The organism is Flammeovirgaceae bacterium SG7u.111, assembly GCA_034044135.1.
Taxonomy (GTDB): Bacteria; Bacteroidota; Bacteroidia; order Cytophagales; family Flammeovirgaceae.
Genome location: CP139021.1, coordinates 3,461,205 through 3,482,100, shown reverse-complemented (window position 1 = coordinate 3,482,100; position 20,896 = coordinate 3,461,205). Strand labels below are relative to the sequence as shown.

The 20,896-nt window shown below is 40.6% G+C and carries 20 protein-coding genes; 12 read left to right on the top strand and 8 right to left on the bottom strand.

Translation table 11 applies throughout. The features are described 5' to 3' along the window. Positions 1-6: 6 nt before the first annotated feature. Positions 7-2,190 (bottom strand): M1 family metallopeptidase, encoded by a 2,184-nt coding sequence (locus R9C00_13525; protein ID WPO38478.1) that lies wholly within the window; start codon positions 2,188-2,190, stop codon positions 7-9. A 285-nt stretch (positions 2,191-2,475) separates the two neighbouring features. On the opposite strand from R9C00_13525, the gene R9C00_13520 reads away from it, so the two are divergent. Next, positions 2,476-3,975: an alkaline phosphatase D family protein gene (locus R9C00_13520; protein ID WPO38477.1), complete on the top strand. Its 1,500-nt coding sequence runs from the start codon at positions 2,476-2,478 to the stop codon at positions 3,973-3,975. 57 nt (positions 3,976-4,032) lie between these two features. Here the strand turns inward: R9C00_13520 and R9C00_13515 are convergent, their stop codons facing one another. Continuing rightward, on the bottom strand, positions 4,033-4,443 hold the full coding sequence (locus R9C00_13515) for a hypothetical protein (protein ID WPO38476.1): 411 nt from the start codon (positions 4,441-4,443) through the stop codon (positions 4,033-4,035). Positions 4,444-4,770: 327 nt separating this feature from the next. Here R9C00_13515 and R9C00_13510 point away from each other — a divergent pair, with 327 nt between their 5' ends. Both R9C00_13510 and cysQ read left to right on the top strand, forming a co-directional pair. Then, positions 4,771-6,042: an MFS transporter gene (locus tag R9C00_13510; GenBank protein ID WPO38475.1), complete on the top strand. Its 1,272-nt coding sequence runs from the start codon at positions 4,771-4,773 to the stop codon at positions 6,040-6,042. Between the two features lie 39 nt (positions 6,043-6,081). Then, positions 6,082-6,861: a 3'(2'),5'-bisphosphate nucleotidase CysQ gene (gene cysQ, locus R9C00_13505; GenBank protein ID WPO38474.1), complete on the top strand. Its 780-nt coding sequence runs from the start codon at positions 6,082-6,084 to the stop codon at positions 6,859-6,861. 256 nt (positions 6,862-7,117) lie between these two features. Here the strand turns inward: cysQ and R9C00_13500 are convergent, their stop codons facing one another. Continuing rightward, a complete protein-coding gene (locus R9C00_13500) occupies positions 7,118-8,119 on the bottom strand; it encodes a beta-ketoacyl-ACP synthase III (GenBank protein WPO38473.1) in 1,002 nt (333 codons plus the stop codon). A gap of 313 nt (positions 8,120-8,432) precedes the next feature. Between R9C00_13500 and yaaA the strand changes: the two genes are divergently transcribed. The 3 genes from yaaA (at position 8,433) to R9C00_13485 (ending at position 11,080) form a co-directional block, all read left to right on the top strand. After that, positions 8,433-9,200, top strand: coding sequence for a peroxide stress protein YaaA (gene yaaA / locus R9C00_13495; protein ID WPO38472.1), 768 nt, complete (start codon positions 8,433-8,435; stop codon positions 9,198-9,200). A gap of 216 nt (positions 9,201-9,416) precedes the next feature. Then, positions 9,417-9,785, top strand: coding sequence for a BlaI/MecI/CopY family transcriptional regulator (locus tag R9C00_13490; protein ID WPO38471.1), 369 nt, complete (start codon positions 9,417-9,419; stop codon positions 9,783-9,785). Next, positions 9,782-11,080, top strand: coding sequence for a M56 family metallopeptidase (locus R9C00_13485; GenBank protein WPO38470.1), 1,299 nt, complete (start codon positions 9,782-9,784; stop codon positions 11,078-11,080). Before R9C00_13490 ends, R9C00_13485 begins: the two co-directional genes overlap by 4 nt. Positions 11,081-11,225: 145 nt before the next feature. Here the strand turns inward: R9C00_13485 and R9C00_13480 are convergent, their stop codons facing one another. Continuing rightward, the gene (locus R9C00_13480; GenBank protein WPO38469.1) at positions 11,226-11,660 is read right to left on the bottom strand and encodes a hypothetical protein; all 435 of its coding nucleotides are present in this window, start codon (positions 11,658-11,660) and stop codon (positions 11,226-11,228) included. 663 nt (positions 11,661-12,323) lie between these two features. On the opposite strand from R9C00_13480, the gene R9C00_13475 reads away from it, so the two are divergent. From R9C00_13475 to R9C00_13460, 4 genes are read left to right on the top strand one after another with little or no spacing between them, the layout of a single operon-like run. After that, positions 12,324-12,908: a hypothetical protein gene (locus tag R9C00_13475; protein WPO38468.1), complete on the top strand. Its 585-nt coding sequence runs from the start codon at positions 12,324-12,326 to the stop codon at positions 12,906-12,908. A gap of 48 nt (positions 12,909-12,956) precedes the next feature. Next, on the top strand, positions 12,957-13,739 hold the full coding sequence (locus R9C00_13470; protein ID WPO38467.1) for an IS5 family transposase: 783 nt from the start codon (positions 12,957-12,959) through the stop codon (positions 13,737-13,739). 32 nt (positions 13,740-13,771) lie between these two features. Next, a complete protein-coding gene (locus R9C00_13465) occupies positions 13,772-14,164 on the top strand; it encodes a hypothetical protein (protein ID WPO38466.1) in 393 nt (130 codons plus the stop codon). Continuing rightward, complete coding sequence (locus tag R9C00_13460) at positions 14,161-14,817, top strand: hypothetical protein (GenBank protein WPO38465.1); 657 nt, start codon at positions 14,161-14,163, stop codon at positions 14,815-14,817. The genes R9C00_13465 and R9C00_13460 overlap by 4 nt, the downstream gene beginning before the upstream one ends. 446 nt (positions 14,818-15,263) lie before the next feature. Here R9C00_13460 and R9C00_13455 read toward each other — a convergent pair whose 3' ends face one another. From R9C00_13455 to R9C00_13440, 4 genes are all read right to left on the bottom strand, one after another. Next, positions 15,264-15,794, bottom strand: coding sequence for a hypothetical protein (locus R9C00_13455; GenBank protein WPO38464.1), 531 nt, complete (start codon positions 15,792-15,794; stop codon positions 15,264-15,266). 214 nt (positions 15,795-16,008) lie between these two features. Next, on the bottom strand, positions 16,009-16,908 hold the full coding sequence (locus R9C00_13450; protein ID WPO38463.1) for a DUF58 domain-containing protein: 900 nt from the start codon (positions 16,906-16,908) through the stop codon (positions 16,009-16,011). Positions 16,909-17,000: 92 nt separating this feature from the next. Further along, entirely contained in the window at positions 17,001-17,915 is a 915-nt protein-coding gene (locus R9C00_13445; GenBank protein WPO38462.1) for a septal ring lytic transglycosylase RlpA family protein, read from the bottom strand. A gap of 116 nt (positions 17,916-18,031) precedes the next feature. Further along, positions 18,032-18,949 (bottom strand): septal ring lytic transglycosylase RlpA family protein, encoded by a 918-nt coding sequence (locus tag R9C00_13440; GenBank protein ID WPO38461.1) that lies wholly within the window; start codon positions 18,947-18,949, stop codon positions 18,032-18,034. A 409-nt stretch (positions 18,950-19,358) separates the two neighbouring features. Between R9C00_13440 and R9C00_13435 the strand changes: the two genes are divergently transcribed. Continuing rightward, positions 19,359-19,679: a DUF3276 family protein gene (locus R9C00_13435; protein WPO38460.1), complete on the top strand. Its 321-nt coding sequence runs from the start codon at positions 19,359-19,361 to the stop codon at positions 19,677-19,679. 89 nt (positions 19,680-19,768) lie between these two features. Continuing rightward, a complete protein-coding gene (locus tag R9C00_13430) occupies positions 19,769-20,860 on the top strand; it encodes an AI-2E family transporter (protein WPO38459.1) in 1,092 nt (363 codons plus the stop codon). Positions 20,861-20,896 lie beyond the last annotated feature (36 nt).

Below are 20,896 nucleotides of genomic sequence, written 5' to 3'. Positions count from 1 at the left end.
AAAATATTACTTGCCACCAGACTCTTTGAAAAGCTCAAACCTTGAAGGAAGCTCCTTCTTAGGCCAGTAATTGTTTTCAAGGTCGGTGTCGGCCGTTTCCAAGAATGGATCGAGAACGATACTTTCAATATCTTTAGTACTGGTAAATACTTTAGTGATTTTTTCAGAATTCTTTCTCCATATTTCAGCGGGAATACGTTTGATCTCGGTACTACCATCTTTGTAAGTAAATTCCAAGATAACTGGCATTACCAAACCTCCTAGGTTTTCCAAAGACACTTCATAGAACTTCAAATCAGGATCGATTTTTTTCATGTCATCCTCAGAAAGGTTTGCATAAAACTCCTGGAAGTCTTCATCAGCAGTTTCGCTGTCAACCAATTTTTTGCTTTTTGCAGTAGTATCTGTACTGATTTTCAGTTTTTTCACACCAGTCATAGCAATATCTGTATGGTCTACAGTGTAGAACCAGCCTTTCCAAAACCAATCCAAATCAACACCAGAAGCATCTTCCATAGTCCTGAAGAAATCTGCAGGAGTTGGGTGCTTAAATGCCCAACGTTGTGCGTATTCTTTGAAAGCTCTATCGAACAATTCTTTACCCATTACTGTCTCTCTCAAAATATTTAAAGCAGTTGCAGGTTTTGCGTAAGCATTTGGGCCTAACATCTGTACTTGCTCAGAGTTGGTCATAATCGGGCTAATGCTTGACTTGTCCATTTTCATGTAAGGAACAATATTGTTAGCAGGGCCACGACGGTGAGGATAATCAGCTTCTTTAGGGTTTTTAGCTTGCCAATCGAGTTCGGTCAAGTACTGAGTGAACGTGTTCAAACCTTCGTCCATCCAAGTCCACTGGCGCTCATCTGAATTGATGATCATCGGGAAGAAGTTGTGTCCAACTTCGTGGATGATTACACCGATCATTCCGTATTTAACCCTGTCGCTATAAGTACCATCTTCATCTGGACGGCCACCGTTGAAGCAAATCATTGGGTACTCCATACCAATTCTGTCAGTATGAACAGAGATGGCTTTGTGGTAAGGGTAGTCGATAGTGTAGTGAGAATAGGTTTCCAAAGCTTGCGCGACAGCACGAGTTGAATACTCTTCCCAAAGCGGGTTGCCTTCTTTAGGATAGTAAGACATTGCCATGACGGTCTTTCCGCCAATTTCAATGCCCATTGCATCCCAGATAAACTTTCTTGAGGTTGCAAATGCAAAGTCACGAACATTTTCAGCTTCAAATACCCAAGTCTTCGTTTCCTTTACTTTTTTCTTCTCGGCTTTTTCAGCCTCTTTTTGCGTAACGATGATTACCGGAGTGTCAGAAGTTTCCGCTTTTTTCAATCGCTCAATTTCCTTTTCGCTCAATACTTCCTCGGCATTTGCCAGTTTGCCAGTTGCTGCAACCACATGGTCAGCAGGAACGGTCAATTTGAATTTGTAATCGCCAAATGGAAGGGTGAACTCACCAGAACCAAGGAATTGTTTGTTTTGCCATCCTTCGTTGTCGCTATACACACACATTCTTGGGAAAAACTGTGCGATAGTATAAAGGTAGTTGTCGTCTTTTTCGAAGTACTCGTAACCTGAACGACCACCGATTTTCATCCTGTCGTTGATGTTGTAGCTCCAAGCAACTTTGTACGAGAACGATTCACCGGTTTTCAATGGCTTAGGCATATCAACCGACATCATTGTTTTGTTGATCACGTGAGGCAATGGGTTGCCATCCATATCGGTTACATATTCGATTTTAAACCCGCCCTCAAACTCAGGCTCCATCATGTAAGCGATAGCGCCAGTGCTTCTTCTCTGAGGCTTGTACGTAGCTCCATGGTTTACCGAATTGGTAGCAGTGCTGTACGTATGAGAATCTTTTGCTCTCATGTTTTGGTCTAGCTGCATCCAAAGGTAAGTAAGCACGTCAGGGGACTCGTTGTGGTAAGTGATGGTTTCTACACCAGAGATAGTCTGCTTTTCGTCATCAAGCACAATTTCCATGTCGAAGTCAGCAGTGTTTTGCCAATATTTAACACCTGGCGCACCTGAAGCAGTTCTGTACTCGTTTGGCGTTCCCAAATCTGGCCCTAACTGTTCAAATTTGTCAGTGTGTTTGCCGCCTTGGGCAAATGCCGTAGCAATAAGCCCTATAAAAATAGAGGCTAGTAAAATCGTTTTTTTCATTGTACTGTAGTTTGATATGATTGTGGTTGTGATGGCTTTAGACCGTTGTTTGTCCTAGCTACCAATAAAAATTTCACCTTAAAAACTGGATGGTATAATCCAATTTTTCCTTAAAAATATACCCTTTCCTCCTTAATTAATAATCCATGTTGAAATTGACCTTTATTTTTTTGTGAAAGGAATGAAAATAATTTGGACGGTAAAGCAACCACAAATGAAGTTTCCGCTCCTTGGTTTTGGGTTAAATAGGAATTGTTAATTTTAGAAAAACTAATCCCACTATACATGAAAATGACTTATTTGCTTCGATCAAGTACCTTTTTCTTCCTTATGTCTTTCTTGCTTTTCCAAGCTTGTGATAAGCCTACCACAGAAGAGCCTGAAGATTCTTATTTTGGCTTGCCTACATTACTTGCAGGCGAACCCCAAGTAGACGCTATTTTGCTCCAAGCAAGGCTGGTGGCATCTGATACCCTTATTGACAATGACCTACCTGGGAGGGAGGGCTTTGCCCGCTTCGAGCTATCAACCGACGCCGACTTCAAACAATCAAAACAGTCGAGCTGGATGCCTGCAAGGCCAGAAAATGATTACATTATCAAATGGGAGGCGGATAGCTTAGAACCCAACCAACGCTATTATTATAAGATAGCCTATGGGAGCAAAGAAGAAGTGACAACTTATTCCCATACCCAAACTTTCAAAACCCTGCCCGGCAAGGAAAAAGAAGAACTGGTCTCTTTTGTAATGGTAACCGGTTCACATTATGAACGGTTTTATATGGGCGGCAACTTTGGGAAAGGGAAACCTTCCTCGCAAGGGGCAGGTCCTTACACAGAGGCGGATGCAGGCCTCGGCTTCCCCAACCTAGAGGCTATAGAAAGCAAAATGCCTGATTTTTACATAGGCAACGGCGATAATGTCTACTATGACCATCCTGGCTTTGATAAGGCCACGAAGTTGCCAGAGATGCGGGCAAAATGGCACAGGTTATTTAATATGGACCGGATGACAAGTTTGATGGGTTCCGTGCCAGCTTATTGGATGAAAGACGACCACGACCATCGGTTTGACGATTCGGATACCTTGCCTTCTAGTAAAAAACATGGAAACGACCCTTCTCATGAGCTTGGGGTGAATACTTTTATAGAGCAAGTGCCTGTTCCGTCTAAAACTTACAGGACACATAGAATATCAAAAGACCTCCAAATTTGGATGGCGGAAGGAAGGGATTTCCGCAGCCCCAATAACATGGAAGACGGCCCTGAGAAAACAATGTGGGGCAAAGAACAAATGGCATGGTTGAAAAATTCGCTTTTGGAAAGCGATGCTACTTTCAAACTGCTGGTTACCCCAACGCCTATGGTTGGTCCGGACGACAAACGCAAGACGGATAACCATACGAATCCTGGCGGGTTCAAAGTAGAGGGAGATGCATTTTTTGATTGGTTGAAAGCAAATGGTTTTTTGCAAAAAAACTTTTACATCCTCTGTGGAGATAGGCATTGGCAATATCATTCTACCCACCCTTCTGGGTTTGAAGAGTTCAGCTGTGGCTCGCAGGTAGATCAGAATTCGCGCTTGGGCAAGCTGCCTGGAGACGAAAATTCAACTGATCCTGAGGGATTAATCCAGCAACCTTACACTTCCAAAGAACCATCCGGAGGGTTTTTAATGGTGAAACTGGGTTACCCTAACGATAGACCTGTTCTTCGTTTTGAGTTCTTTGATGAAAAAGGAAACTTGCTTTATGAAACGGAAAAAGTGAAAATAAGGGCTCATTAAATAAAAAGCCTCAGTTCATATAGCTGAACTGAGGCTGGTAATAGAACCTGGTGTTTTTTAAACTAATTCTCTTTCTTGTTTGAACCACTCAAAAGACTCAGCCACAACTGGGAAGTAGTGGATGTCAATATTTTGCTTATCCATAAAGTTTCTTGCAATATTTTTAGCAGCAAAAGTGGCGAAAATATCATTCCCTAAAATTAGGGCAATATTTAATTTATGGGCTTTATCTACAATCTTCCTCAGATTGGGTACTACGTCTGACTTTACCCATTGTTGGTCAGCAATTCCAACAGTACCTAGACTTGACGTATCGGTAACGTGGTTATGATGTCCTTTTTCTTCAAAAAGCTCGATAAGTTTTGTATAAGCGAGCCTGTACTCTTCTGATGTACATTTCCTTTTGAAAGTAAGGTGACTGAGGCCTAAATCTTCGATAAATTCTAAACTAAAGAAATCTGTGGTCATAAGTATTATGATTTAAGGTTATTGATTGATTCTTTTCAATATGAAAACTGATAACGGAACTATTTAAGTATGTTTTTAATTTTGTTATTTTTAAAAAAATCTGATTAACATTTTGTGTTGCGTGATTAGCCAGAAATCATTATTATGTTATAATTATATCTTTAAATAGTACTATAGGGTTTTGGGGGCAAACATTCTTGTAGTTTGCCAACCAACCCCAAAATTGCTTTGAGAATTTGAACTATACGTTTTTTACCCAGTTCCTTCCTAGCTAAAAGAAAAAAGCTAGATTCGCTTTTCATTTTTTAGACCCTTTATCTTCGTTCAATGAAAATATTGAAATCACCATGGGTGTGGCTGCCCTCCTTGTATTTTGCCGAGGGCTTACCGTATGTGATTGTAAATACCCTCTCGGTCATCATGTACACAAACTTGGAAATCCCTAATGCTGAAATGGCATTTTATACAAGCTGGTTAAATTTCCCATGGGTGATCAAGCCATTTTGGAGTCCTATTGTAGAGTTACTCAAAACTACGAGGTGGTGGGTTGTTACTATGCAATTTGTTTTGGGGGTTAGCTTTGCGTTGGTAGCGCTCACTTTGCCCTTAGATAATTTTTTCAGATACACACTTGCGTTCTTTTGGCTTGCTGGATTCAGCTCTGCAACGCACGACATTGCGGCTGATGGATTTTATATGGAAGCCTTAAATGAAGGGCAGCAATCCTTTTTTGTGGGCATTAGGAATACTTTTTATAGAATAGCAATGGTTTCTGGGCAAGGCTTGGTTGTTATTTTGGCTGGAAAGATGGAATTAATCATGGCAATAAAAGACGCCTGGCTAATCACAATGTTAGTTGTTGCTTCTGCAATGGTTATATTTTCCTTGTACCACAAATTCACTCTTCCTAAAGATAGTTTAGAAAAGGATGAGGAAGGGGTGAAAACCGTAGAGGAGGTAGTTGTCGAGTTTTTTAATGTTTTTAAGGAGTTTCTCCTAAAGAAAAACATCCTGCTCATACTTTCTTTTTTGCTCTTGTACAGGCTAGGCGAAGCTCAATTGCTGAAAATAGCCTATCCATTTTTGTCAAAAAGTACTGAAGCGGGAGGGTTAGGATTGGCTACCGACCAAATTGGGTTTATTTATGGAACTGTAGGTATGATTGCTTTGACCTTAGGCGGGATTTTAGGTGGGGTTTTAGTTTATAGAAACGGCTTAAAATATTGGTTTTGGTGGATGATGCTTGCCGTAAATTTGCCTAACCTTGTGTATGTGTTCCTTGCGGTATATATGCCCCAATCCTTGGTAATCATCTCTAGTGCAGTTATTATTGAGCAATTTGGATATGGGCTTGGGTTCACCGCATTTGTCATGTATCTGATTTTAATTGCAGAAGGAAAGCATAAAACCGCTCATTATGCAATAGGTACAGGTTTTATGGCGCTTGGGGTTATGTTGCCCGGTATGGTTAGCGGGTACATCCAAGAACTATTGGGCTACAAAAATTTCTTCATATGGGTAGTTCTTTGTGGCTTGCCGGCATTTGTTGTTGCCTATTTTCTTAAAATTGATCCTGAATTTGGTAAAGGGAAAAAATAAAGTGATTAAACTATTTTGTCAATAAAATAAAGATACGTCATGTTGATTCAAGATGAGTTGGTTGAAAAAGTAAAGGCAATTGCCGTAGAGGCTGGCAAGGCTATCATGGATGTCTATGTAGACCCTGTGCTTTCGCAAAAAACAGAATTGAAGTCGGACTATTCCCCGCTTACTCTGGCAGATAAAAGAGCGCATGACATTATTGTGAAAGCCTTAGGAGAGCTTACTCCAGATATTCCACTCATTTCCGAAGAAGGTAAAGACATTCCTTACGAAGACAGGAAAGACTGGGATCAGTTTTGGTTGGTAGACCCTTTGGATGGAACGAGAGAATTTGTAAAAAGAAATGGGGAGTTTACAGTGAACATCGCTTTGCTTGAAAATAAGATCCCTGTACTAGGAGTCATTTATGTGCCTGTCACCGAGGTGATGTATGTAGGTGTGGTAGGGCAAAAAGCTTCCAAAATAGTAGGAGAGGAGCAAGAAGAGATTAAGATAAACAATTTGCCTTCCCCAAAAGTGGCTGTCAGGAGCAAATCACACGCATCTGACAGTGAAGAAGCCCTGTTCGATAAACTAGGCGTGACCGAGTTTACCTCGGTAGGAAGCTCCTTAAAATTCTGCATGGTAGCTGAGGGCAAAGCCGATATTTATTACCGCCACAACCCGACAATGGAATGGGATACTGCAGCCGGGCAAGCCGTGTTGATGGCTGCAGGAGGGCAGGTATACGTGGGCGATTCTATAGAAACTGTTTTTAGTTACAATAAAGAAAACTTGCTGAATTCAGGTTTTCTAGGCGTAGGCTATCAGCATTAGCCCCTTGTCAATTCATTCAGACCAACGCCATACTATTTAAGTCAAAAAATGCTCATTCTCCAGTAATTCTTTTTGGCACTAACTGCAAGTAAAGTAACGGCGTTGGTTACACGTGGCGGACAGGCAGGCGTCTAAAAACCATAAACTAGATTTTTGAAGTATTCACAAGTAAAAAGCTAACTATTACTTTGATAAAAAAGGGCTTGAAGAATAAATTCCCCAAGCCCTTTTTGTTATATGTGTTTCAAAGAAATTCCTACTCGCTATCGTAAGCCCATTTGAGGTAGATAGAACCCCAAGTGAAGCCACCGCCAAAGGCAGCCAGCACCAAGTTATCCCCTTTTTTGAAGTCTTTCTCAAAATCCCAGAGGCATAAAGGGACAGTTGCCGCCGTGGTGTTGCCATAGCGCTCAATGTTCATCGTCACCTTGTCCATAGAAACTCCCATCCTTTTGGCAGTTGCTTCTATGATCCTCCTATTGGCTTGGTGAGGAACGAGGTACGCCACATCGTCACCAGTGAGCTTGTTTCTCTCCATGATGTCCGCAGCAGCATCCGCCATATTAGTTACCGCATATTTGAAAACGTGTTTGCCATCCTGGTAGAAATAATGCTCTTTGGCAGCCAAAATCTCAGGGGTGATTGGCCTTGCCGAACCACCTGCTTTCATATTTAGCATTTCCGCTCCAGAACCATCAGTTTTCAATATAGCATCCATCACGCCAAGCCCCTCGTTGTTCGGCTCTAACAGCACAGCAGCAGCGCCATCCCCAAAAAGGATACAAGTAGCACGGTCCTCGTAGTTCACTATAGAAGACATCTTGTCTGCTCCAATAATCACCACTTTGCTATAATTGCCCGAGCGGATAAAGTTAGCGCCTGTTTCCAGCGCATAAATAAAGCCAGAGCAAGCAGCCGAAAGATCGAAGCTAAGTGCGTTTTCAGCACCTACATTTTCGCAAACAAGGTTGGCAGTAGACGGAAAAGGCATATCGGGTGTGATAGTCGCGCAAATTATAGCATCTATCTCCTTCGGGTCAATACCCCTTTTTTCGCACAAACCTTCCACAGCCTTTGTGGCCATCACAGAAGTTCCTTGGCCCTCTCCCTTCAAAATCCTTCTTTCCTTAATTCCAGTTCTTGTCCTTATCCATTCATCGTTTGTGTCCACAAGCTGTTCTAGCTCTTTGTTGTCAAGGATGTATGGAGGAACCCAACCATGTACAGCCGTGATTGCTGCCGTTATTTTATTACTCATCTAGATGGAACTTAAAATGTAATCTAAGTCAATTTTTTTAAATAAACTCGCCAGTTTTCGTCGACGTTTCCGCAAAAGTAAAAATTATACTCAAACAAAATTGGTTTGCAAAAAAACGATTTCGTTATTCATAGAAAATCAAAATAGCTTTAATTTTATGCCTTCTCAACCTCAAATAGCTTTAGGGACGTTAAAGCTTGATTTTACTATAATTTGTGCAAATAGACGTATTAGTTATTTCATCTAAAACTAATTTTCTTATTTCTTAGTTTTGCTTTCTTATTTGACAGCACATATAAAAAGAACTCGAGAAATGATCATAGTAATTTCACCAGCCAAAACCTTAGATTACAAAACCCTAGTAACCACCAGTGAATATACGTTGCCCCGCATGCTGGCAGATACTGAAAAGCTTGCAGTTCCTCTAAAAAAGAAAAAAGCGAAAGATTTGGCCAAGCTGATGAGTATTAGTGAAAATTTGGCAGAGCTTAACCAAGAGCGCTTTGCAGCTTGGCATCCAGACTTTAACTTGGAAAATGCCAGGCAAGCACTTTTCGCTTTCAAAGGCGATGTGTACGAAGGGCTTGAGGCTTACACACTTAGCAATAATGACTTAAAGTTTGCTCAAGATCATTTGCGTATCCTTTCGGGCTTTTATGGCTTGCTCAAGCCGCTCGACCTTATCCAACCCTATAGGCTAGAAATGGGGACTAAGCTCAAAATTGGAAGAAAAAACAACCTTTATGAGTTTTGGGATGGGAAGATAACCAATGAATTAAACAACGATTTGAATAGCATTGGCTCTGAGGTGGTTATCAACTTAGCTTCTAATGAATACTTCAAGTCAGTTAAAGTTACTGATCTAAAAAGTAAAGTTATTACCCCTGTGTTCAAAGACTTTAAAAATGGGAATTACAAGGTAATCAGCTTCTTCGCCAAGAAAGCGAGGGGCATGATGACTTCTTGGATTATCCGAAACAAGATAACCGATGCAGAGCAACTAACCGCTTTCGATAGTGGAGGGTATGGCTTTAATAGTGAGCTTTCATCAGGAGATGAGTTAGTGTTTACTAGAGGGTAGTTCTTTTTTCTTAGTAGGTCTGAAAATATAAACGTCCAAGTCGCCCCAAGCGGTTTGGACGTTTTTTATTGCAGCCTATTCACACACACCTAGGTCTTGTTATAGAAAATAATAATATTGATTATCAGTAACTTATGTATTTTTATGATTTTTATAGCGTAAATATACGTTTCATGACGTATGTTTACGCTATAAAACTAAATAATTCGTTTAATCATGGAAACACTGACCAAAAAAGAAGAAGAGATCATGAATATCATTTGGCAATTGGAAAATGCCATGGTAAGGGACGTGATCAAACAATTACCAGAACCCCATCCTCCCAACAGTACTGTTTCTTCGGTGGTGAGGATTTTGGAGAAAAAGGGATTTGTGGGGCACAAAGCATATGGCAAAACGCATGAATACTATCCATTGATCAGCAAATCGGCCTACCGAAAAGCTTCTTTCAAAAGCTTGATGGAGAAGTACTTTTCGGGCTCTTACAAGCAACTAGTCTCTTTTATGGTGCAAGAAGAACTGACTGAAAAAGAAGCGGAAGAATTGAACAAGCATTTGGAACAACAACTCAAGAAAAAGTCATGAGCCAATTTTTCAATTATTTGCTAGAGGTAAACCTGGGCTTGATCATCGTTTATTTAGGATATCTCTTGGGTATTCGGCGCAGCGCACATTTTTCGGGTATCAGGTGGTATTTACTGATAGGTTTGTTCTCCTGTTTGCTGCTTCCTGTGCTGGAAGTTGGCAATATTTTGCTTTTTGATTCGATGCTGGTTAATCCTAGTCTATTACCTCTATCCCAAAGTACAGAAACTATTTTTATCGATGGTGTCGCCGCTACAGGAATCCCAACTTCTCGTATCGGTTGGCTTACAATAATCGCAGCAGGTTACTTTGCGGTAGCAATCATTATTGCCGTATTAACTACCTTTCGTTTGCACGCTACTTTGCGAAAGATAGGACAAGGACAAACTACCTATTGGAAAGGGTTAAAGTTCCGATCGTTGTCGACCTCTGATCTGACTTTTTCTTTCTTTGGAAATATAGTGGTGGGTAGCAGTTGGCAGAAGTTACCCGAAGCTGAAAAAGATTGGGTGCTGCAACACGAACAATTGCACGTAAAGCAGCGGCATTCCTTCGATGTATGCTTGGTGACACTCTTGCAAATATTTTGTTGGTTCAATCCTGTAGTTTGGTGGCTACAAAAAGCCATTTCTTTACAACATGAATACTTTGTTGACCAAAAACTTCATAGCCAAGGAATTCCCCTAGAACCTTATTTGAAGCTGCTGATCAAACTAGCAAGTCCTTCAAATGTATTTCATTTAACATTACCTATTTCTCAATTTTCATCCATTAAAAACAGAATTAATATGATGACCCAGAAAAAATCCCAGAAAAACAAGTTGTACTTTTGGGTGGCGCTACCCATCCTTTTACTCACAGTTTATGCCTGCAACTTCACTGATGAGGTTCAAGCTGAATTTGACCCAGTAGATGAGGTCGGATTTTTCTTGGATGATCAGCAGATAGTAAATATTAAAGAAGGAATAGCCAAAGAATTAGTAAGCTCAGGAGAGGCACAGTACTTTCATGTACGCTTGCCAGAGGAGTATGCAAAATCAGTAAAAAAAATAGAGATTAGTGCTGCAAAAGGCCGTAAGTCAAAAGCCGTAATGGCGCTTGAAAATGATTCTGATGAACTTTCCGTCAAGACTAACTATCAGTTTGATCTTTCGAGGTTGATGACTGATGACTGGAAGACAGCACTGGAGGAAGATGGGTCATGTAGGCTTGTTCTCGTCATAACAACTCAACCAAGTTCTAACCCAGATCAACCTAGGGTATCGGACAAGATTTATACAATTGCCGTTAGGTAAAATTCTTTGATAAAAGAATTTGGTGTGACTATTTGATAGCAAAATACTTTTTATCGTAAGAACCCCTTGGTGCTTTTCCATACAAGGGGTTTTGTTTTGCACGACCCCTAACTGTTTGAATCATAAGAGTAGCTGGTGTAGTAGATTATTGAATACACTCGTATCCACTTAAATCAATAGTGGCATATTTTTCACCTGGTCTAAGAGTAGGATCATATACTGTTGGGAAATACAATCTTTTATTAAAATACACAATAGGTGAGTTGAATTTCGATTTATAGCTTTTCATATAAAATTTACACTCATTGATATAGTAGTAAACTTTCCCAGAGCACAAACCTGGTATTGCAGTTTGTTTCACATCAATTTCAAAAGCTGTTTCTAAGTTTATTATCACATCTGAAGGTGATTTTTTATACGCATCTTGTACTTCTGATGGTAACTCATAGAAAAATAGCTCTCTATGGGTTATGTCCTCAAGAGATATTTCCAAATTATCATTGTAAAACATCTTCTTTAGGATAAGAAGAAAAGGCAAGCTTATCAAAACTAACCAAAGCCATTTGTTTTTTCGCATCATTTCATTTTATATCCTCTAGTCGTAGTGTCTACACCCTTTTCTGGTTCGTTCGCGCGTCTCGCTCAGGCCTTCGTGGCACTGGTCTTATGGCAATCCTACTACCTGCCAAAAAAGTTTAAACCTCATTCCAATGGTCAAATCTACCAACAAAAACACAAAAAAAGGGAGGGGTGCCAAGAGGCTGTCTATATGATGCGGCGGGGATCAAGCTGCAGAAGAAGGTATTTGAGGACGGCGAGCTGAAAAAGACCACCGACTACGTGGGCGAGTTTGTGTACGAGGACGGCGAGCTGCAGTTCATGCACATGGCTGAGGGCAAGGGCCAAAGTGTTTGTGGTGAACGAGGCGGACGAGCCGGTATGGGTGGACGACTTTACGGTAAGGCACCAGCAACTGGTGGTGCAGGAGAACCAGTCGTGCGCGACCCCTGTACTACCCCTACGGCATGAACATGGCTGGGATAGAGAAACAGGGTGAACCGGACCATAAGTTCCAGTACAACGGAAAGGAAAAACAGGAAGAGCACGGGCTCAATTGGGCGGACTACGGGGCGAGGTGCTTGGTAGATGGCATACGGTAGATCCACTAGCAGACCAGATGAGGAGGCAGAGTGTCTATAATTATGCGTTTGACAACCCGATTCGCTTTATCGACCCTGATGGAATGGCGCCTGGGGATTGTTGTGGTGGAGCACTTATACCAGAATCTGTCAAAAATTTTGGAAACTATGTAGAATCTAAGGTTCAAGAAGGAGCACAAAAACTTGAAGAGGTTACAGACAAAGGAATAGAATTAGCTACTAAAAAAATAAAAGAATATATTCCAGAAGGACAATCGGTTAAATTTGAATTAGGCTTAGTAGTTGGTGGAGGAGCAAAAGTATCTCTTGAATTAGCGAATACAGCAGATGGGTTGGGATTGTTTGGTGGTATAGCGCCTGCTATTGGGGCTGAGGGAAGTGTTGGTTTTTCCCGAGAAATTACCTTTTCACAAGATGAGACACCAATTAATGATGATGATAAAACAGGCACTAGTTTATTTATAGGAGGAGGATATGGCCCTGCAAATATTGAATTTTCTGGTAGTTATGAGACTAAACATATCCCTGGTACTCCTGCTTATAAAACAATTGGGAAAGAAAATATTTCTATTTCAGGTTCTCTTCCTGGAAAAAACTTTTTACCAAAGTTAAAAGGAGGAGGATCTGTTGGAATTAATTTTTCATTTAAGAGCATGTTTAAATTTTGAAAAGAGCCGGGCAGGCTAAAACTTTGTAGTGACGAAACAACAAAGTTTATGGAAACAGGATATACCCGCTTGACCTCCCGGCAATGGCAATATATAAAAGAATATCTTCCCGTGGAAAGGAAACGCAAATATGACCTCAGGGACGTGGTGGACTCGATCTTGTACTGCATGCGCAGCGGACAGCAGTGGCGCAGCCTCTCGGGCGAGGGACGCCCTCCTTGGAATGTGGTATACTATTATTTCCGCAAGTGGCAGGGGGACAACACGCTTTTTCGGCTGAACGCGGCACTCAACCAACTAGAGCGCAAGAGGAAGGGCAAGAAGGCGACCCCGAGCATGCTTTCCATTGATAGCCAGTCGGTAAAGTGCGCGCCTTTTATCGGGCAGGACACGGGGCTGGACGGCAACAAGAAGGTGAACGGGAGAAAAAGGCACGTCATCACCGATACGCTCGGGCTGGTATGGGGAGTGGTCGCCACTGGCGCCAACGAGCATGACGGCACGATAGGGCAACGGGTGGTGGAGCCCCTCTTGGGCTACCTGCACAGGATGGAAAAGATCCTGGCAGACCAGGCCTATAAAAAGAAGTTCACCGGATGGGTAGAGGACAACATAAGGGGCGTAGAGGTCGAGATATCCTCTTGTCCCCCAACCCCCAGGGGCTTTGTGCCCATCAAGTGGAGATGGGTCACCGAGAGGACATTCGGCACGTTCAATTTCTTCCGGAGGCTGTCCAAAGACTATGAAAAAACTACCAAAAGCCAAGAAGCTTGGGTTTTATGGCAAAACTGCCAAATAATACTTAATAGGATCAAAAAAATGCCTATTTAAAATTTTTAAACATGATCTAAAGTATTATAATAATGAAAAAGTTATATTTTGTTTTATTGTTATACTCTTCTTGTTCTCATCTTGATTACGTTGAATGGAATTGCAATAGAGAAATAAATACCCTAAAGAAACAATTTCACCACGGTGTGATACAAGAAAAAATGCTCATTGACACTCATCACGGTGATCGAGTAATTAAACTTGATACATTAAATTCAAAAAGTCAATTTTATATAAATAGCTCTCATTCAATTTACAATGATTTTTGGGAACAAATCCAAATTGGGGATACTTTATTTAAAAATGTGGACTCTACTCGAGTTTATGTTAAGGGAAAAGATATAGATACGGTTTTCAATATTTCTTGTGAAAAGTTTCTTGAGCAAGTTAAACAGCGGTTAGAAAAAGAAAAATCAAAAAAATGATTGTCATAAAAATAAGTAAATTTGAACTACCGATCGATTCTAAGGAGTTTGAAAATGTGTTTAAGTCAGTTGTAAATACAAGACGGAGGGTTAGCCAAACCCAATTTGCACCTGATTTCAACGAGATATTTTTCAAACAAAAACATGGATTTAATGGAAAGTTGGAAAATAACCAATTCAAAATTCAGGCTATCCAACAATTCAGTGTTAAATCACTTCACCAACTGATTTGGGAAGGAAGTATCGTGGAAAAGAAAAAAGGGATATTGATTCAGCTCAAAGCAGGAATTTCAGTTAGCTTCCTCATACTCTTTTCAATAGCCTTTCTCTTGGTGAGCTACATAAACTTCTTTGTATATGACTCTCCTTCACTGATTTTCTATTTAATTCCTTTAGGATTGTACGTTTTTACTTTTCCTAAATATTTAAAGAGGAGCGAAGAAAATATCATAAATACTTTCACAAATGCTGAATATATGAAGCAAAACATCGATGAAGGTAAAGTAGCAATTCTCACAAGTAGGGTGGAGCAAGTAAAAACAAAAATCAACTATGAAAACGTCCCGTCACCATTGGCAGGGCGTTTTTGGTTTTTGGGGCTGGTTGTTGCCAAGTTTTCTATTTGCCCGTCGGCGTTGCCCAAAAACAACTAACGCCGTTACTTGCTGGCGTCAAGCAAGGGCTGTTAGATGGGTGAGCGTTCATTAGGGTTAAAAAAACCTTGCTGCCAAAAAAGAGTACCGGCGGTAGTTCAGGCGCAAGAAAAACGATGACTGGGTTTCTTGTTGCAGACGCCCTGATAGGGGCGTCTCTAAGATAGGTGTTTTAGTACATGTTTCAAGCCTCTCGCGTGGAACTGCGGCATTGGGTCAGCGTCCGCTAAAGAAGGGCGCGGCAAGTGTGGCTGAAAACCAATGCCGTGAAGGTCCGAACGAGACGCTCAAACCAAAAAGAGTGTATTTCCTGCACTTTTTTTGTACCAGTCTATACAGGGGCTTTTCCCTAAGGAGGTTGCTCTTGTGCTTAGGTGGGTTGGAGATTCCAACTTCCGTTGGAATGACTGGTGAAAAAGGAATGTTTATCAGGTCTATCAGGAAGTCTACTTCTTCCCAAGCAAATCAAGCTTCTGCATAATCTCTCGCTTGCCTTCTTCGGTCACTACGTACTTTTTTTGGGCTTGGGCAGTTTTGCCATTCTTTTCTAGTTGGGCCATCATGGCTGGTGTTTTTTCTATGAGGGCGTTGATGGTGGCGGTAATGTTTCTCACTCCTTCCTCATGTTTTTTGAGCTCGTCGTTTATCACTCTTCCCGTCAGAAAGCGCATCCCCATTTTCTTGTGGAGGTAGCAACTGGTGTACAATACTTTTTCCGCTGCTGTTCTGGGGTAAAGTTTTGAGAGGAGCTCGCTAAGGTGTTCGTATGGAATATCTAACTCAGTAGCTGGCTCTTCTTCTTTTTCCGCTTCGGGCTGTGCGTGAGAGGGGGTAGGAGGAGTGTTGGAGGGAATGGGAGAAGGCTCATCTAGAAACCTGCTGTTGAGCCAAGCAAGCACACGTTGCCTAGCTGGCTCGTCGAGCTCGCTTAGTGATTCAAAGCAATTGGTTAATGTTTTAAGTTCTTTATCTTCCAAGATTTACTCCCCCTTTTTTCAAAAAAAATACAACTCTCTGAAAATGATATGCATGTAGAGCTGCTTCCTTAGAAAAAGTTATCAACATATCAACAAAGTTATCAACATGATGTGAATAAGCGATTCATGCCCACTAAAAATAGCGATAGTTAACTAACGTTTTCTTATTTCCTAAGGGCTAAAGTTAAAAGCTTATTCATGAAAAGATAATGCTTTAGCGCATTTTTTTTCTCTTAATAAGATAGGGGAGAAGGATTTGCCCAACATCTTTTTTACTGTCGGCTTCTATGAAATCAATTTTATACTGGCCGCATTTTAACTTGATTTCTTTGAAGCGTTCTTTGATAGATCGTTGATAAGCTTCTCTTACCTGCGATGGCTGTACTTTCTCCTTTTGGCCTGTTTCTAAGTCTTCAAATACGATGGGTCTTTCGGGAAAATCGAAGTCTAGTTCGGTGCTTTGGTCGTACACATGGAAGATCAATACTTCATGATTGTTGTGCTTCAAATGTTTTAAAGCTGAAAAGATTTCATCATGATTATTAATGTTTTCCATCATGTCACTAAAGATGACTACTAGCGATCTTTTGTGAATCCTGTTTGCTACTTCATGGATTACATCGGCTACAGAGGTCTTTTGCTGGTCAGGAGTATTCTGTAACATTTGCTGTAGCATCAAGAAAAGATTGTGGATATGCTTGCCTGTTGACTTTACTTGAGTCAACATTTCAACTTTATCTGAAAAGGTGCAAAGCCCTACGGCGTCCCGTTGCTTTTGGAGGATATAGGCTAGGCTAGCCGCCGAGGCAATACTGAACCTAATCTTTTCTTGTGTATCAACTGGGTAATACATGGAAGAGGAATTGTCAATTAGCAAGAGGCAGCGAAGGTTTGTTTCTTCCTCAAACCTTTTGGTGTAGAGCCTATCGGTACGGGCATATACTTTCCAGTCGATATAGCGGGTGCTTTCCCCGTTATTGTAGAGGTTGTGCTCGGCAAATTCGACCGAAAACCCATGATAAGGGGACTTGTGTAAGCCTGTGATAAACCCTTCCACCATTTGGCGAGCGAGCAGTTCTAAATTCCCAAATTCTTTAATGGTATCGAGGTTCATTGTTTTTTAGTCTTTTTAGCTATGAAAATACCCAAGCCGCCATGTGACTTGGGTATCCTTTAGAATGATAAATGAGGGGTTTGACCCAAGTTTTATTTATAATGTTCTTTCACAAAAGCCTTATAAAACCCTTTTTTCTTTACTTTATTTAGCTGATCTTTCATGTCGTCGGCATCAGCTTCTGAGCCATAAAGCAAGCGGTATGTTTTTTTGCCATTGGCCCAGCCTGTCTGTACATATACTTCGTCTAGGCCTAAGTTCGTAGCTTCTCTGCCTACTTCAATCGCTTTTTCAATGGTGGAAAAAGCACCAATCTGAATAGCATAACCTTTTGGGGTCGTTTTTGTTCCCCAAACGCTGTAAGTGCCAACTTTCTCAAATCGTTGGTTAAGCGGAATTGCAGGCTCTTTTTTTACAGGAGTGGTTTTGACTGGTTTTGCCTCAGGGGTTTTGCTCTTTTTTTCTTTGTCAGTAGCGGCTCCAGCTACTCCGCCCGCGGCGGCAACACCAGTAGCCACAGTGGCTTCTTCTTTTTTATCCTTTTTGTTTTCCTTTTCAGCCTTCTTTTCCGCCTTTCGCTCTTTTCTGCTTTTTTTCTCATCTACAGCTACTTCTTCAGGAGTATCTTCTTCTCCGCCAACTTTCAGTAGTTCGATTTCAATATCTATTACTCCATCTTTTACCATATCTAGTTTCAATGCAGCTTTTTTAGATACGTCGAGTACTCTCTTTTGGGTGAAAGGACCACGATCATTTACTCTGAGCGTCACCCATTTACCATTTTTTTTGTTAGTTACTTTGATGATACTATTGAAGGGGAGCTTGCGGTGAGCAGCGGTCATAGCATACATATTATAAGTTTCTCCGCTCGCTGTTTTTTTGCCGTGGAACTTGGATGCATAGTAGGAAGCTTGGCCTTTTTGTTTGTATCCCACTTTGTATTTTTGGGCAAACGACATGCCTACGGACATGACAAATACGAGGATAAACAATACTGATTTTTTCATATCGCAAAGTGCGTCTTAGTGTTTGAAAATTGGATATTTAAGGGATTGTCCTTCAAGTCAAAAAACAATCTATAATAATCAACATTTTGATATTTACAAAATAGTTGATCTGTTTTTTAATTAAGATGAGAACGAATAATCACTGAATTGTTGTTAGTCGAAAGATACTTTTGTAAAGAGACAGCATCGCTTTTGTTGTGGAAAACTCCAATCATCACCCTATATTCCCTAGACCCGCTTGACCAGCCAGACTGGATATATACATGAGCAAATTGGAGTGATTTATAATATTTTCCTGATTCAATGGCCTCTTCAGGGGTTGGAAAAGATTTTGCCACTACTCCAAAACCTTCTAAGGAAATCTTTTTTCCATCCACAGTGTACGAACCTACGTCCTTGAAATTGGCTTTTTGTGCCAGCGTATTGGCTACTGCCGACACATCAATCTGGCGTTCTTGAATGGTACTTTCATAAGTTTCTATTTCTGCAACCGACCTAACAGGAAGTATGGCATTTGTTGTTGTCTCAAGCGAGTCTACCTGAGTAACTGTTTGTTCCTTTGGCAGGATAGGCTTGGGAGCGGCAAACAAATAGGAGAGACTGTCGGGAATTGTGAAACCTAGTTTCTGGTTAGCGAGCCAAGTTTGCTTTCTGTCAGCATCAAGACCAACTACCTCAATTTTTACATCAGAAGAAAGTTTTCCTGCGAGGCCTATCATTTTCGCAGCAGCTAGAGTAAGGTCAATTATCCTCTCTCTGGTGTACGGACGGTCGTTAATTCTTACGATCACCTGCTTGCCATTGTCGAGGTTGGTTACTTTTACTAGGCTGTTGAAAGCGAGATGCTGGTGCGCTCCCGTGAGATGGTTCATGTTAAACGTTTCTCCATTTCTGGTTTCAGCCCCCTTCCTGTTATCAGGATAATAAGAAGCTTTTCCTCGTTGGGTAAATCCTATTTCTTTTACAACAACCTGTGCCCAATTGCTTTGAATTAAGAAGGCTAAGGTCAAAAAAGTTAAAAATATTTTTTTCATCAGTATAGCAAAGTGATTAGATTGAATCTTGGTGCAAGTATATTGAGGAATATTTAATTCCACTAGAGTAGGACCACTACCTTTGTCGGCTTCGCCTCATTCCGCCTCCAAAAAAGCGGTAACAATTTTGGAATATAATTCCCAATTAGCTTCTAAGAACTTTCTACGAAAGTTAACTCAGTGTTTACATCTAGCGGCAATTCGTTTAATTATGAAAAAAACACCTTGGAATTTTATATTCTTGTCCAATAAATTGTAATATTGAACAAAATCAAAGCGGAATACGCTCGATTTACAGTAAATAATTCAATTTTTATGACACAAAGTTGTATTATAGAGGTACAAAAGAGAAATTTAGCTTACAGTTACAATTTTATATAATTTTCTTTAAACACAATTTATTCGTAAAGTGGAGGATATCAAAGGAACAGGAAAAGACGAAATCTATTCAAAAAGAGTACGAGCAGGTAAAAGGACGTATTTCTTTGATGTAAAAGCTACTCGTTCAAATGATTATTATTTGACGATTACAGAGAGTAAGAAAAGATACAAAGAAGATGGTTTTTTCTATGAGAAGCACAAGATTTTCTTGTATAAAGAAGATTTCAGCAAATTCTCAAATGCACTTGTTGAATGCATAGACCATGTAAAAGAAGAGCTCATGCCAGATTTCGACTTTGATCAGTACGAAAAATCTGATGACGAGGATAACGAGTTGAGCTGGGACTAATCCCAGCTCTTTTGTAAAAATATTTTGAAAGCTCTTGTTGGGAAACAAGGGCTTTCTTGTTTCCATTTAACTGAAACCTGACAACTATAATGATTAATAAGACTGCATTAAATCTGTTGATAGGCGTAGTAATACTGCTTGCCCTCGGTTGGTTTTTTGCAGATATTGTCACCTATATTGCCCTTGCTCTTGTGCTTACGGGTATTTTACGAACACCAACTAACTACATAAGCCAGTTTCAGGTTTATGGTATCAGAGTTCCCAGAGCCGTAGCCACACTATTGGCATTCTCTCTCATTATTGGTCTCTTTTCACTCTTCGTCTACCTCTTTGTCCCTCTGGTTTCTGACCAGATAAATGTGATATCTGAGCTTGATCTAGACGATATTGTAGTTCAGATCAAGATACCAATAAATGGCTTTGAGCAGTTTTTACTCAAAAATGGACTGATAAGTGAAACCAACCAGGGCTTTGTACTCAATAGGCTCAAAGAAACTGTTGCCGCATTTTTGGAAAGCTTCGAGTTTACCACTATCCTCAACAGCGTACTTTCCCTTACTAGTTCTTTGCTCATAGGCTTCATGGCAGTTTTCTTCATCGCCTTTTTTTTACTCAATGAGAAAGGTCTGTTTAAACGCCATTTGATTGCGATGATCCCTAACCAATATTATGAGGTGACCATAGCTGCATTTAGCAAAGTGGAAAAGCTTCTTTCTAATTATCTGCTTGGATTGCTCCTCCAAATGATCTCCATTTTTTCCATCGTGTCTTTTGGCTTGCTGGTAGTAGGAGTAGAGTATGCGGTTACGATAGGAGTATTTGCAGCTGTGGCCAATCTCATTCCCTACTTGGGACCAATCCTTGGCGGTACTTTTGGGTTGATAGTGGGTATCTCAACTAACTTGAACTTGGCTTCTTCGGAAAGTTACTTGCTACTTGCGGCTAAAATTTTAATCGTATTTGGTTTCGTTCAATTTATTGACAATATCTTTTTACAGCCTATTATTTTTTCCAAATCTGTCAAAGCACACCCTGTGGAAATTTTCTTGATCGTGTTTGTTGGGGCTAACCTTGGTGGTCCAGTAGGAATGATAGCTGCTATTCCTTCTTACACCATTGTAAAAGTGACTTTCTTAGAGTTTTATAAAGGCTACAGGCAGTACCACGTATTCAGGAAGTAGCAATTGATTAAATCAGGAAATTATGAGGCATAAAAA